At 72.6% G+C, this 13,685-nt stretch carries 13 protein-coding genes; 5 read left to right on the top strand and 8 right to left on the bottom strand.

The genetic code is table 11. The features are described 5' to 3' along the window. Positions 1-60: 60 nt before the first annotated feature. Entirely contained in the window at positions 61-1,407 is a 1,347-nt protein-coding gene (egtB, locus tag ACFWGJ_RS33010) for an ergothioneine biosynthesis protein EgtB (protein WP_387331999.1), read from the bottom strand. Continuing rightward, entirely contained in the window at positions 1,404-2,795 is a 1,392-nt protein-coding gene (egtA, locus tag ACFWGJ_RS33005; RefSeq protein ID WP_387331997.1) for an ergothioneine biosynthesis glutamate--cysteine ligase EgtA, read from the bottom strand. Before egtA ends, egtB begins: the two co-directional genes overlap by 4 nt. A gap of 258 nt (positions 2,796-3,053) precedes the next feature. Here egtA and ACFWGJ_RS33000 point away from each other — a divergent pair, with 258 nt between their 5' ends. Beyond that, on the top strand, positions 3,054-3,896 hold the full coding sequence (locus tag ACFWGJ_RS33000) for a TIGR02452 family protein (RefSeq protein WP_387331995.1): 843 nt from the start codon (positions 3,054-3,056) through the stop codon (positions 3,894-3,896). Here ACFWGJ_RS33000 and ACFWGJ_RS32995 read toward each other — a convergent pair. From ACFWGJ_RS32995 to ACFWGJ_RS32980, 4 genes are all read right to left on the bottom strand, one after another. Continuing rightward, on the bottom strand, positions 3,881-4,327 hold the full coding sequence (locus tag ACFWGJ_RS32995) for a type II toxin-antitoxin system PemK/MazF family toxin (RefSeq protein ID WP_387331993.1): 447 nt from the start codon (positions 4,325-4,327) through the stop codon (positions 3,881-3,883). The two genes, ACFWGJ_RS33000 and ACFWGJ_RS32995, sit on opposite strands and share 16 nt — an antisense overlap. A 154-nt stretch (positions 4,328-4,481) precedes the next feature. Then, positions 4,482-5,978: an SPFH domain-containing protein gene (locus tag ACFWGJ_RS32990; protein WP_387331991.1), complete on the bottom strand. Its 1,497-nt coding sequence runs from the start codon at positions 5,976-5,978 to the stop codon at positions 4,482-4,484. Between the two features lie 145 nt (positions 5,979-6,123). Further along, positions 6,124-6,342, bottom strand: coding sequence for a hypothetical protein (locus tag ACFWGJ_RS32985; protein WP_199854866.1), 219 nt, complete (start codon positions 6,340-6,342; stop codon positions 6,124-6,126). 10 nt (positions 6,343-6,352) lie between these two features. Beyond that, on the bottom strand, positions 6,353-7,822 hold the full coding sequence (locus ACFWGJ_RS32980; RefSeq protein ID WP_387331988.1) for an amidase: 1,470 nt from the start codon (positions 7,820-7,822) through the stop codon (positions 6,353-6,355). A gap of 294 nt (positions 7,823-8,116) precedes the next feature. On the opposite strand from ACFWGJ_RS32980, the gene ACFWGJ_RS32975 reads away from it, so the two are divergent. Then, positions 8,117-8,998 carry an LLM class F420-dependent oxidoreductase gene (locus ACFWGJ_RS32975; RefSeq protein WP_387332001.1) on the top strand — a complete coding sequence of 294 codons (882 nt, stop codon included), beginning with the start codon at positions 8,117-8,119 and terminating at the stop codon, positions 8,996-8,998. 83 nt (positions 8,999-9,081) lie between these two features. Here ACFWGJ_RS32975 and ACFWGJ_RS32970 read toward each other — a convergent pair whose 3' ends face one another. Beyond that, positions 9,082-9,645 (bottom strand): NAD(P)H-dependent oxidoreductase, encoded by a 564-nt coding sequence (locus tag ACFWGJ_RS32970; RefSeq protein ID WP_107019425.1) that lies wholly within the window; start codon positions 9,643-9,645, stop codon positions 9,082-9,084. Positions 9,646-9,763: 118 nt separating this feature from the next. Here ACFWGJ_RS32970 and ACFWGJ_RS32965 point away from each other — a divergent pair, with 118 nt between their 5' ends. Then, positions 9,764-10,426: a TetR/AcrR family transcriptional regulator gene (locus ACFWGJ_RS32965; protein ID WP_387331986.1), complete on the top strand. Its 663-nt coding sequence runs from the start codon at positions 9,764-9,766 to the stop codon at positions 10,424-10,426. A gap of 136 nt (positions 10,427-10,562) precedes the next feature. After that, positions 10,563-11,597, top strand: coding sequence for a LacI family DNA-binding transcriptional regulator (locus ACFWGJ_RS32960; protein ID WP_387331984.1), 1,035 nt, complete (start codon positions 10,563-10,565; stop codon positions 11,595-11,597). A 123-nt stretch (positions 11,598-11,720) separates the two neighbouring features. Here ACFWGJ_RS32960 and trxA read toward each other — a convergent pair whose 3' ends face one another. After that, positions 11,721-12,107 (bottom strand): thioredoxin, encoded by a 387-nt coding sequence (gene trxA / locus ACFWGJ_RS32955; protein WP_263973099.1) that lies wholly within the window; start codon positions 12,105-12,107, stop codon positions 11,721-11,723. A 113-nt stretch (positions 12,108-12,220) separates the two neighbouring features. Here trxA and ACFWGJ_RS32950 point away from each other — a divergent pair, with 113 nt between their 5' ends. Continuing rightward, a complete protein-coding gene (locus ACFWGJ_RS32950) occupies positions 12,221-13,657 on the top strand; it encodes a dihydrolipoyl dehydrogenase family protein (protein WP_387331982.1) in 1,437 nt (478 codons plus the stop codon). Positions 13,658-13,685 lie beyond the last annotated feature (28 nt).

Raw genomic sequence — 13,685 nt, 5'->3', positions numbered from 1 at the left:
GCTCCACGAGGAGCCGCCCCAGCGGCTCCTCGGGCCCCAGGTATGCCAGATGACGGCACATCAGACGCTGTCCCCACTGGCGTCCCGGGCGGTACGGAACCCGGAGAAGATCTGCCGTCGGATCGGATAGTCCCAGTTGCGGAACGTCCCCCGGCACGCCACCGCGTCCACGGCGAACGAGCCGCCGCGCAGCACCTTGTGCTCGGAGCCGAAGAACACCTCCGAGTACTCCTTGTACGGGAAAGCGTGGAAGCCCGGATAGGGAAGCAGCTCGCTGGACGTCCACTCCCACACGTCACCGATCAACTGCCGTACGCCGAGCGGCGACTGGCCCGCCGGATAGCTGCCGGCCGGCGCCGGGCGCAGATGGCGCTGGCCGAGGTTGGCGTGCTCCGGCGTGGGGTCGGCGTCGCCCCACGGATAGCGTGTCGAGCGGCCCGTCTCCGGGTCGTGCCGGGCGGCCTTCTCCCACTCGGCCTCGCTGGGCAGGCGCCGCCCCGCCCAGCGCGCGTAGGCGTCGGCCTCGTACCAGCTGACGTGCAGGACGGGCTCGTCGGGCGGTACGACCTCGGTGGCGCCGAAGCGCCGCCGCAGCCACTGCCCGCCGTCGCGGCGCCAGAACAGCGGCGCCCCGATGGAGTGTTCCCGGATGTGGGCCCATCCCTCCGGCGCCCACCAGCGCCGGTCGGTGTAGCCGCCGTCGGCGATGAACGCCTGGTACGCCTCGTTCGTCACCGGGGTGGTGTCGATGTAGAACGGCGGCACCAGCCGTGCGTGCGCCGGCCGTTCGTTGTCCAGCGCCCACGGCTCGGTGGACGTGCCCATCGTGAACGGGCCGCCCGGGACCAGCACTTCGGCCGGTCCGGTGAACGCGGGGGCGGATATCGGATCCGGAGCCGTCAGAGCCACCGGACCCTTGCGGAGCTGATGGGTGATCAGCATGGTCTCGTCGTGCTGCTGTTCGTGCTGGGCGATCATGCCGAAGGCGAATCCGGCCTCGGTGAGCCGGGCGCCGGTGCCTTCGAACGCGGTGCTTTCCAGGATGTCGAGCGCCCGCCCGCGTACCTCGGCCGCGTAATTGCGGGCCTCCGCGGGCGGCAGCAGCGGCAGCGAGGGCCGCTCGGCGCGCGGGTGCTCGAACGCGTCGTACAGGCCGTCGATGTCGGGCCGCAGCGCGTCACGGCCGGCGACCGTCCGCAGCAGCCACAGCTCTTCCTGGTTGCCGATGTGCGCGAGGTCCCACACCAGCGGGGACATCAACGGCGAGTGCTGAGCGGTCAGTTCGGGGTCCTCGACGCAGGAGGTCAGCAGTGCCGTGCGCTCGCGGGCCGTGAGCAGCGCCGCCAGCGCACGCTTCCTGAGCGCCTCCGGGTCGTCGAACGTGGTGCCGGTACCGGGGTCGGTCATGGGCGGAAGTCCTTCCCGCTGAGCAGGTGTTCTGTGTGCTGTCGCGTGTGCTGTTCCCTGTCGTGTCCCGCGCTCCGCCCCGCGGCCTGTTCCGTGCCGGGAAGCGCCCCGTGCTCCGGATGACCGGAGTCGGCGGCTCGGTCCAGCAGGTCGTCGGCGGGACACCGGCCCCGGGCGACATAGCGGTCGGTGAACTCCGCGACCGCCCGCTGCACCTCGGTGCTCGCGCCGATTCTGGGCAGCGCGTCGGCGGCTGCCGCGAAGCAGGCCAGCGCCGCCTCCCGCAGCTCGGGATCGGCCAGGCCCGAGCGGGCGGCGGTCGTCCACAGCGCGTTGAGCGGTGCGGGCAGCGAGCCGGCCCGTTCGGCGAGCGGTTTCACCGTCCGGTAGGCCGTCTCGGCGGCCTCCGGATCGTCGAACAGTGCCGTCGTCACGGCCAGCGGCACGATCCAGCCGTCGTCGCCCGGCTGCGCGTCGATCATGCGCAGCTCCAGATGCCCGCGCGGCCGCACCGGCGGGAACAGGGTCGTCTGGTGGTAGTCGAGGTCCTCCCGGCCGGGCGGGGCGTCGGACCGGGTCCACTCCCGGAAACTCAGCCCCTCCGGTACGCCCCAGGGGCCGCTGGGCGCGCGGACGCACATCACCGGCGCGTCCAGGACGTGCCGTGCCCAGGCGGCCCGCGGGTCGCCGTCGAGGGGCGGGGCGCTGGTGCGGCCCGGATCCATCGCGGCCCACAGGGACTGCCGGGTGGAGCGCCAGCCCGTGGGCCGGCCCCGGGCCATCGGGGAATTGGCGAAAGCGCCCACCAGCACCGCGCCCAGCTGATGGGCCAGCCACCAGCGTCGGCCGAGACCGAGCGGTCCCGGTTCCTCGTACCCGGCGTCCAGGCAGACCTGGACGGAGGCGGAGGAGCACATCATGGCGCGGCCCTCGGGGCCCGCGCGGTCGAGACAGGTCTCCATGGCGTCGTACCGCGGCTCATGGAGGAAGCGGGTGGGTTCGTTCCAGGGGTCCTGGCCCAGTCCGCAGAGGGCGAGACCCGCCTCGCGCAGTACACCGCGTACGGCGTCGAGGTCGGCGGAGACGGAGGCGATGCACTCCGTCAGGGAGGCGGCGGGTGCGGAGCTGAGCTCCAGCTGTCCCCCCGGTTCGACGGTGACCGCCGAACTCAGGGGCAGGGCCCGCACTGCGGCGTAGGCCGCTTCGCGACGTTCAGGTGGTACGGGGAGCCGCGGGGAGCGCGGCTCGTGGACGAGCCATTCGAGTTCCACACCGAGGAAGCGGGGCGGTCCGGTCTTGAAGCATATGCCGCGGACCAGTGCCTCCACTTCGGCCTCGGTGACGGCGGAGCGGCGTGGCTCCGTACAGTCACTCACCGAATCGGACATGTCGGGATCCTCCTGAGATTCCATCCATGCCGTCGGGTCCGGCTTCGGATGGGCCGGCCCGACAGACGCTCGTCCCACCCAAGACCCTTGAGTCGGTTCGCACAAGGGTGCGTATCGCCGCTTTTGGGTGCGTGAAACTCTGTTGCGACTCCCGACCAGGATCGCTCACCATGCGTTCATGAGCACGACGGGGGATGCGGCAGAGGTACAGGGGGAGATCGCGCGGGGGGCGAGCACGGCGCCTACAGGGGTGGCGCCATGAGCGCACGGCTGCGCGCGGTCGCACGGCAGACGGAGGAGATCGTCGCGGCGGGTTCGTACCGCGCGTCCGACGGGCGCGAGGTGTCGATCGCCGCGGCGGTGGCCGCCGCCAGGCAGGGCACGCGGATGTACGGTCCGCAGCCGCTGGAGACATCGCGCTCCCTCGGTTCCGCCGGCTCCTTGCCCACGTTCTTCGAGGTCACGGGCGAGAGCAGCCTGGAAGCGGCCCGCCGGATGACGCCGACCGGCCCGGTCGCGGTGCTGAACTTCTCCTCGGCGCGCAATCCCGGCGGGGGCTATCTGAACGGCGCGCAGGCCCAGGAGGAGGCCCTGTGCCGGGCCTCGGCGCTCTACACGTGCGTGGTGGAGGTCCGGGAGTTCTACGACCACCACCGGACACACCGCGACGCCTTCTACACCGACCGGGTGATCCACTCGCCGGCCGTCCCGGTCTTCCGCGACGACCGCGGAGCGCTCCTCGACGAGCCGTACACCGCCGGATTCCTCACGGCCGCCGCACCCAACGCGGGTGTGATCAAACGCACCGCGCCGGAGCGCGTGCCCGAGCTGCCGCGCGCCCTCGCCTCCCGCGCCGAGCGCGTCCTGGAGACGGCCGAGGCACACGGCTACCGCCGGCTGGTGCTGGGCGCCTGGGGCTGCGGAGTGTTCCAGAACGACCCGGCGCAGGTGGCGAGCACCTTCGCCACGCTCCTCGGGGACGGCGGACGCTTCCGCGGCACCTTCGAGCACGTCGTCTTCGGCGTCCTGGACCGGACGAGGGGAGCGGTGGTCCGGGCGGCCTTCGAGCAGGCGTTCAGGCCCGTTCAGCGCCAGCCGTAGCGCTCCCGCAGCCGGTGCACCACCAGGTTGAACCGCATCCGGTCCAGCGCGCACGCCTCCCGGCGCATCCCCTTCTCGTGCAGCCGCAGCACCCGGTCCACGTCCACCCACGAGTCGCGCCCCGACCGGTCCCAGGGCCCGCTGCCGATCGGCACCCACTCCCGGTCGCCGTTGTGCCCCTTGCTCGACAACTGCACGGCGAGGAACGTGTCGGCACCCTCACGGGCTACCACCAGGACCGGCCGGTCCTTGCCGCGCCCGTCATTCTCCTCGTAGGGCACCCAGGTCCACACGATCTCGCCCGGGTCCGGGTCGCCGTCGTGCGCGGGGGAGTACTCGGTCCGCACGACCCCGACCCGCCGCGGATCGGCCTCGACGGTGGCGGAGGGCCCGAATCGCCCAGGAACATCTTGCTCGGCAGAAGCAGTCACAGCGGACACGTTAACCCGCGCCCCCTGCGGCGGTTGCCCACGCCCCTTCCGGCCAAGGGCACGGGCAACCGCCGCTTTCCAGGGGCGCGGGGAACTTCGCGACCAGCCACGACGGAGCCGCACCCGTCACCGAACACCCACCCCGACGGCGCCGCTACGACTCCCCGTCCACCGCCACCTTCTGCGCACCCGGAGAAGCTCCCGGAGAGGTGAACCCGTTCACGGGAGAGCCCTCCTTGCCCACATGCCCGTTCGCGTTCATGGACGCAAGCAGTTGCCGGGCGAGCCCGAGCCCCGTCCCACCCATGGTCAGCGCCTTGGTGAACATGTCCGACATCCCCTCGGCCCCGTTCAGCAGCACCATGTGCTCGACGTTCCCGAACGCTCCCGCACCGGCCTTGACGATCTCCGGCCAGTTCTCCGCGAGTTGCTGCGCGACCACGGCCTCCTGGTTCTCGGCGAGCGCGGCGGCCCGCGCCGCGATGGCCTCCGCCTCCGCGAGCCCCTTCGCCCGCGTGGACTCGGCGATCGCGAGCCCCTTGGCCTGCGCGGCGGCGGCCTCCGCCTCACCCGTGGCCCGGGTCGCCGTCGCGGCGGCGGCGCCGCGCGCCTTCGTGGCCTCGGCCTCGGCGCCGGCGGCCGTCTTGACCCGGGTCGCCTCCGCCGCGGCGGCCAGTTCCGTCTCCCTCGCCTTGGCCTGCGCCGCGGAGATCCGTACATCGCGCTCCGCCTCGGCCAGCGTGCGCTTCTCGTACGCCTTCGCGTCCGCGGGTTTGCGGACGTCCGCCTGGAGCTGCTGTTCGCGCCGGTGCGCCTCCAGTTCGGCGACGCGCGTCTCCTGGACCACGACCTCCTGGCGGGCCCCCGCGTCGGCCAGCGGCCCGGCCTGCCGCGACTTCGCCGCCGCGTTGTCGCGCTCCGCCTGGTACCCGGCCTGGAGGATCTCGCTGTCCCGGGTCGCCTCCGCCATCCGCGCGGAGGCCTGCTGCTCGGCCTCGGTGGCCAGCCGGTTGGCCTCCGCCTGCGCGATCCGGGCGTCCCGCTGGACGGCCGCCGCGTGCGGCATGGCCAGGTTCTTGATGTACCCCGTCGGATCCTCGATCTCGTGGATCTGCAGCGAGTCGACGATCAGCCCCAGCTTCTCCATCTCCGTACCGCACGCGGCACGGGTCTGCCCGGTCAGCTTCTCCCGGTCGCGGATCATGTCCTCGACGGTCAGCCCGCCGACGATGGACCGCAGATGACCGGCGAACACGTTGTGCACCCGCTCCGACATCAGCTTCTGCTGGTCGAGGAAGCGGCGCCCCGCGTTGGCGATCGACACGAAGTCGTCGCCCACCTTGAAGATGACCACGCCCCGCACCTTGAGCGGAATGCCCTGGTGGGTCACGCAGTCGACGGACAGCTCGGTCTCGTTGAGGTCGAGCGAGAGTTTGCGCACCGCCTGGACGCCCGGCATCACGAGCGTGCCGCGCCCGGTGACGATACGGAAGCCCATGCCCTCCTCAAGGCCCTCCATCCGGTGCTTCGAACCGGAGATGATCAGCGCTTCGTTGGGCTCCGCGACCCGCCACATGAGCTTGAAGACCACCACGATGAAAACGAGCGCGAGGACCACTGCCCCCGCCACGACGCCGACGATCATCGGCATTCGCCCCCTGTTGCCTGGTGCCCTGTCGGCACCGAACGAAGGGAGTGTGCGCCCGCGCGGACCCGTGGGTACAGGGCCCGACGTGTCCTTGGGACATCCTTGATACGTCCTACACGCTCACATGGCCGAAACGCCCGCGCCCGCTTCAACTGTCGTACGCGGGCGACACGTACACCGTGCGCGGCGGCAGGTACTCCACCACCATGACGACCGTGCCGGACTCGATGCGGTCCTTCGAGGAAGCGGCGTACGCGAGGAAGTGCTCGGCGCCGCCCCGCACCCGGACGATCACCTCGCCGACGAGCCCGGGCCCCACCGTGCCGGTGACCCGCCCCATGAGCCCCACCATCGACGCGTCGTCCATGACACCAAGCCTACGGGCCCGCGGACCAGGGACCGGCGTGCGGACCGAACTCCGGTACGCCGTCGCCCGTTCCGCGATCCGTCGCGCCGTCCGGCCACCGCTCGAACCACCTTTGGTCCGCCTCCAGTTGCGCGGCGAGCGAGACGAGGAGCGGTTCGCTGTGGGCGGGGCCGAGGAGCTGGGCGCCCACGGGCAGGGTGTCGTCGACGAACCCGGCGGGGACGTTCACGCCGGGCCAGCCCAGCACGTTCCACGGCCAGGCGTACGGACATGCGGCGATCATGGCCCGGTCGGTGCCGAAGCCGCTGAGCCCGTGCAGCGCGCCGATCCGCGGCGCGGGAGCGGCCGTCGTCGGAGCGAGGATCACGTCGTACGTCGTGAAGAGCGCCCCGATGCGCCGGTGCAGCCGTGCCTCTGCGCGCCGGGCGGCCCGCAGCGGGGCCCCGCCGAGCAGCCGCCCGAGCCGCGCCGCCTCGCGGGTGCGCCGGTCGAGGAGGGCGGGGTCGGGCACGTCCCGCACGCGTTCGGCGATCCCGGCGGTGGCGCGCGGCACGAACGCGAGACCGATCTGCCCGTACGCCGGGTCGGCCTCCTCGACCTCGTGCCCGAGCGCGGCCAGCCGTTCCGCGAGGGCGACGACCCGGGCCCGTACGTCGGGGCGCAGCCGCGCGGGCACCGCCGTGAACGGAGGCTTCAGCGACAGCGCGATCCGCAGCCGTCCCGGGTCCCGGCCCACCGCGTCCGCCGTGCGCAGCGCGGGCGGGCGGTGCAGATCGCGTGCGTGGCTGCCGCTCGCCGCGTCCAGGAGCAACGCCGCGTCCTCGACGGTACGGGCCAGCGTGCCGTTGACGGTGATGCCGTGGAAGGACTCCGGGCGCGGCCAGGTCGAGATCCGGCCGCGCTGCGGTTTGATGCCGATCAGATGGGTCCAGGCCGCGGGGATGCGCACCGAGCCCGCCCCGTCCGAGCCCAGCGCGGCGGGGACCAGGCCCGCCGCGACGGCGGCTGCCGAACCGCCGGACGAGCCGCCCGGGGTGTGGCCGGTGTGCCAGGGGTTGCGGGTGTCGCCGAAGGCCGGGCCCTCGGTGAAGGGCCACTGTCCCAGTTCGCAGGTGTTGGTCTTGCCGACGATCACGGCTCCGGCCGCCGGCAGCCGGCGTACCGCCTCGCCGTCCTCGGCGACCGGCGGGAACGCGCCGCGGCAGCCGAAGGCCGTCGGCTCGCCCGCCACGTCCATGTCGTCCTTGACCGCCACCGGCACTCCGAGGAGGGGCCGTCGGCCGCCGGCCGCAAGTTCCTCGTCGGCGGCGTCGGCCTCGGCGAGCGCGGCCTCGGCGCGCACCAGCCGGAAGGCGTTCAGGGTGCCCTGGGTCGCCGCGATCCCGGCGAGGGACTCCTCGACGAGCGCCCGCGAGGTGACCGAACCCTCGGCCAGGGCACGGGCGCGCTCCGCGAGTCCCGCGGCACGGCCGGACGTCATACGGGCTTCCGTACGAGGCTGGACGGCATGGACGGCATGGACGGCATGGACGGCATGGACGTCGTGGGCGTCATGAGGGCTGCCACCTCCCGGAACACGATGTCTACCGAACGGTAACCTCCGGATGGCGTATGCGGTACGGGGCGTCCAACTTCGTTTCCGGGGACGGTGGTTCGCCCGCGCGCCGGGCCCCGTCCGGCGGTCCGCCCTTGCCTTCGAGTGCTCTTCAGGTTCTACCGTCACGGAAGTCGGCGACGGTCCGGCGGTGGTGATCCCAGGATGACGGAGAAGGACATGCGGGTCGGCGTGCACATCAACCGGTTCAACCATCCTCGCGGCGCGAGCGCGCTCGGTCCCGAACTGGCCGCGGCGGGCGCCGCCGCCGAGGCCGCGGGCGTGAGCTGGATGTCGGTCATGGACCACTACTTCCAGATGGAGTTCAACGGCGGTGCCGAGGACGCCATGCTGGAGTCGTACACGACCCTCGGCTTCCTCGCGGCCCACACCTCCACCGTCCGGCTCGGGACGCTGGTGACCGGCGTGACCTACCGCCACCCCGGACTCCTCGCCAAGATCGCCACCACGCTCGACGTCCTGTCGGGCGGACGGGCCACGCTGGGGATCGGGGCGGCCTGGTACGACCGTGAGCACGAGGGCCTGGGCGTGCCGTTCCCGCCGCTCGCGGAGCGGTTCGAACGGCTGGAGGAGACGCTGCGGATCTGTCTGCGGATGTGGGACCCGCAGACGAACGGACCCTTCGAGGGCAAGCACTACCGGCTCGCCGAAACCCTCTGCGTACCGGCTCCGGTGAGCACCCCGCGCCCGGAGATCATGGTCGGTGGCGGCGGCGAGAAGAAGACGCTGCGGCTGGTCGCCCGGTACGCGGACGCCTGCAACCTGTTCGCCTCGACCCCCGAGGAGGTCGGGCACAAGCTGGACGTCCTGCGCGGCCACTGCGACGCGGTGGGCCGGGACTACGCCGACGTGCGCAAGACGATGGTCCACTCGGGCGACCCCAGGAGCGGCGCCGAACTGGACGCCTTCACGCGCGAGATGGCGGACTACGCGAAGCTCGGCATCGAGACCGTGATCCTGGGCCCGCGCGTCCACGAGCCCGCCGAGTGGATCGAGCGCGGGGTCGCCCCGGTGGTCGAGCGGCTGGCCGGACTCGGCTGAGGCGCGCCGGGCCCGTGTACGACTGCGACGCGCGGCGAGGGCCGCGCGTCGGCAGGAGCTGTGCAGGTGTGCAGGTGTACGGGTCAGGCGGCGACGGGCGCGGTGGCCTCGCCGTGGATCCGGCCGATGACCTCGGTCAGCTGCGCGGCGACCTCGGCGTCGTCGGAGGGGTGCGTCTCGGCGAAGCGGACGACCGAGCCGGCGATGGAGAGCTTGATGTCCTCAAGGACCTTGGCGCCGGCGATGCCGGCGGCCTTGCGGGCCTCGTCCTGCGCCCAGACGCCGCCGTACTGGCCGTAGGCGGTGCCGACCACGGCGAGGGGCTTGTCCTTGAGGCCGCTCGCGCCGAACGGGCGGGACAGCCAGTCGATGGCGTTCTTCAGGACGGCCGGGATGGTGCCGTTGTACTCGGGCGAGAAGAGCAGGATGGCGTCGGCGCTGCCCGCGGCCTCGCGCAGCCGTGCGGCGGCGGCCGGGACGTCGCCCTCGACGTCGATGTCCTCGTTGTAGAAGGGGATGTCGGCCAGGCCCTCGAACAGGTCGACCTCCGCGCCCTCGGGCGCGAGCTTCACGGCGGCCTCGGCGAGCTGGCGGTTGTGCGAGCCGGCGCGAAGGCTGCCGACGAGCGCGAGGATACGAACAGTCATGGGGGGCTCCAAGGAGGATGAAACATTGCCGTTACGATCCGGACCGGGGTCCGTTTAAAGTTCTACCAGCCAAACGGACCACGGTCCAGTTTTCTTCCCCCGGCGTTACGCTGTCTTCATGTCCGCCTCCCTGCCGCCCTTTCCCAAGACTCAGGAGCCGACCGGCGAGCCTGTACTCCTGGAACTCACCACCAGCGAGGACGAGCCGTGCCTGCGCGCCGACGCGGCCCGCAACCGGGCCCGGCTGCTGGAGGCGGCAGCCCGCCTGGTCGCGGAGCACGGCGCGGCCGGCGTCACGATGGAGGCGGTGGCCGTGGCCGCCGAGGTCGGCAAAGGAACCGTCTTCCGCCGCTTCGGCGACCGAACCGGTCTGCTCATGGCGCTCCTGGACCACTCGGCCAAGCAGCTCCAGGCGGCCTTCCTCAGCGGACCCCCGCCCCTGGGCCCCGGCGCGCCGCCGGTCGAGCGGCTGGGCGCGTTCGGACGCGCCGTCCTGCGGCAGTCGGTCGAGCAGCTGGATCTGCAGCTGGCCGCCCAGCCCGAGCCGGCCCGCCGCTACTCGTTCCCGCCCCAGCGGTTCCTGACCGGCCACGTCACCCTGCTGCTGCGCCAGGCCGCGCCGGACGCCGACTGCGCACTCCTCGCCCAGACGCTGATGGGATACCTCGACCCCGCGCTGATCCACCACCTGACCAAGGAGTGCGGGATGCCGCTGGAGCGGCTGGAGGCGGGCTGGACCGACCTGGTCGCACGCCTGACACGCACGGAGCCGAACGTCTGACACCGACGCGGCCGAGCGTCCGACGCGTACGCAGCCGCACGTCCGTCCCGTACGGAACTGCCCCAGCAGCAAAGAGACTTGGGGCGCACCCCCGGCCCCGGGCCCCCGTGGGGCTTCTGCAAGGATGCCGTACCTCATGGTGCAGATACCGAAGACATCCGCCCCTTTGCCGCCCGCGCAGCGCTCCGTGCCGACGAGTGCCGATGTGGCCCGTCTGGCGGGTGTGTCCCGCGCGACCGTCTCCTACGTCCTCAACAACACCAGCGCCGTACGGATCAGCGAGCCCACCCGCCGCCGTGTCCACCAGGCCGCCGAGGAACTCGGGTACGTGCCGCACGCCGCGGCCCGCAGTCTGCGCGCCGGGCACAGCCGCATGGTCCTGATGCCCGCGCCGGACGTGCCCGTGGGCCCGCTCTACAGCCAGTTCTTCAACGAACTCCAGTGGGCGCTCAGCCGCCTCGAATACACCGTCGTGCAGTACGGGGGACTGGGCCTGCGGGGCGACGAGGCGGCCCGCGCCTGGGCCGAGCTGCGGCCGGTCGCCGTCCTGGCGCCCGGCGGTGGCCTCGGGCCGCGGGGCGTGTCCGTCCTCAAGCGCTCCGGCGCCCGGGCCGTCGTCACCCTCGGTCCCGAACGCATCGAGGGCGCCCACGCACTCCTCATGGACCACCAGGAGGTCGGCCGCAGCGTCGGCGCGCACCTGCTGGCCCGGGGCTACCGTCGCGTCGGGGTGCTCGTGCCCGAGGATCCCGGTCTGGAGATCTTCTCCAGGCCCCGCCTCGAAGGCGTACGGCAGGCCCTGGCCGGTACGGACGCCACCGTGACCGAGGTGCCGCTCGCCTACGACGAGAAGGCCGCGGCCGATCTCGCGGGGCGCTGGCGGTCGCTGGGCCTGGACGCAGTCTTCGGGTACAACGACGAGTTCGCGATGCTGCTGATGCGTGCGCTGCAGGACGAGCGGATCGGCATCCCCGAGGAGACGGCCGTCGTCGGCGCGGACGATCTGATGCTCGGGCGGCTGCTGAGGCCCCGGCTGAGCACGGTCCACATCGAGCTGCCGTCCGGGCGGGAGCTGGCCGAGCTGGTCGACCGTGCCGTGCGGGAGCCCGTGGGGGAGCCGGAGGCTCATGTGGTGCTGGGGGCGGAAGTCGTCCACCGGGAGTCGAGCTGACGGCTCGGCGGGTGCCGGCCGGCCCGGGTCGTTGCCCTGCGGGCGGCCGACGTGCCGCCGTGCGTCGTGATCCGCGGGCGCGTGGGGGTTGCTCGCGCAGTTCCCCGCGCCCCTGACGGGGCGCTACTCGGCCTGCTTCGCCTGCTGTTCCGCCACCGACTTGCGGACCTCGTCCATGTCCAGCTTGCGGGCCTGGCCGATGACGTCCTCCAGGGCGGCCTCCGGCAGCGCGCCCGGCTGGGAGAAGATCGCCACCTGGTCACGGATGATCATCAGCGTCGGGATCGACTGGATCTCGAAGGCCGCCGCCAGCTCCGGCTGCGCCTCCGTGTCCACCTTGGCGAACACCAGGTCGGAATTGGCCTCCGCCGCCTTCTCGTAGACCGGGGCGAACTGCCGGCACGGGCCGCACCAGGACGCCCAGAAGTCGATCAGGACGAATTCGTTGTCCGTGACCGTCTGGTCGAAGTTCTCCTTGGTGAGCTCCACGGTGCTGCTCATGGCGTTGATTCCCTCTTCTCGGGGTCGGTGCGTGGCCGTCGTACACAACGGCACCGACCGGCGCCGTATTCCGCGCGCCTACCCGTGTGGCCACGACCCACACCAACGACCAGACTGACCCCATGACGGAAACGGAAACCAACGTGTACGACGTCGTGGTGCTAGGGGCCGGGCCCGTGGGGGAGAACGTCGCCGACCGCGCCCGCGCCGCCGGCCTCTCCGCCGCGATCGTGGAGAGCGAACTGGTCGGCGGCGAGTGCTCGTACTGGGCCTGCATGCCCAGCAAGGCCCTGCTGCGCCCGGTGATCGCCCGCGCCGACGCCCGCAAGGTGCCAGGACTGCGCCAGGCCGTGCAGGGACCCCTCGACGCGGCGGAGGTCCTCGCCCACCGCAACTACTACACCTCGGACTGGAAGGACGACGGCCAGGTCCAGTGGCTGGAAGGCGTCGGAGTCGACCTCTACCGAGGACACGGCAGGCTCGACGGACCGCGCCGGGTCACCGTCGAGGGCCCCGACGGGGAACGGCACGTACTGACCGCCCGGCACGCCGTCGCGGTCAGCACCGGCACCCGGGCCGTCCTGCCCGACCTGCCGGGCATCGACGAGGTCAAGCCCTGGACCAGCCGTGAGGCCACCAGCGCCCAGGCCGTCCCGGGCCGCCTCGTCGTCGTCGGCGGCGGAGTCGTCGGCGTCGAGATGGCCACCGCCTGGCAGGCCCTCGGCTCCCAGGTCACGATCCTCGTCCGCGGCAAGGGCCTGCTGCCCCGCATGGAGCCCTTCGCCGGCGAACTGGTCGCCGAGGCACTCACCGAGGCGGGCGCGGACGTGCGCACCGGTGCCTCGGTCGAGTCGGTGACACGGGAGGGCGGCACGGTCGTCGTCACCACCTCCACGGGCGACCGCATCGAGGCCGACGAGATCCTGTTCGCCACCGGACGCGCCCCGCGCACCGACGACGTCGGCCTGGAGACGGTCGGCCTCACCCCCGGTTCCTGGCTGGAGGTCGACGACAGCCTCCGCGTCACGGGCACCGACTGGCTGTACGGGGTCGGTGACGTCAACCACCGTGCCCTGCTCACCCACCAGGGCAAGTACCAGGCCCGCATCGCGGGCGCGGCCATCGCCGCCCGCGCCGCAGGTGTGCCGATCCTGGAGAGCGACCCCTGGGGCGCGCACTCCGCGACCGCCGACAACGCCGCCGTTCCCCAGGTCGTCTTCACCGACCCGGAGGCCGGCTCCGTGGGCCTCTCCCTCGCCGAGGCCGAGCAGGCCGGCCACCGCGTCAGGGCGGTCGACGTCGACCTCTCCACGGTCGCCGGCGCCGGCCTGTACGCCGACGGCTACCGCGGCCGGGCCCGGATGATCGTCGACCTGGACACCGAGACCCTGCGCGGCGTCACCTTCGTCGGACCCGGCGTCGGCGAACTGATCCACTCCGCCACGATCGCGGTCGTCGGAGAGGTCCCGGTGAACCGGCTGTGGCACGCGGTCCCGTCCTACCCGACGGTCAGCGAGGTGTGGCTGAGGCTGCTGGAGGCGTACCGCGACAGCAAGTAGCCCGGCCCGGCAGGGAACCGGCCGTGCG

Origin of the sequence: Streptomyces sp. NPDC060205, assembly GCF_042728395.1 — a bacterium.
Lineage (GTDB): Bacteria > Actinomycetota > Actinomycetes > Streptomycetales > Streptomycetaceae > Streptomyces.
This window is presented reverse-complemented; position numbering and strand designations above follow the sequence as displayed.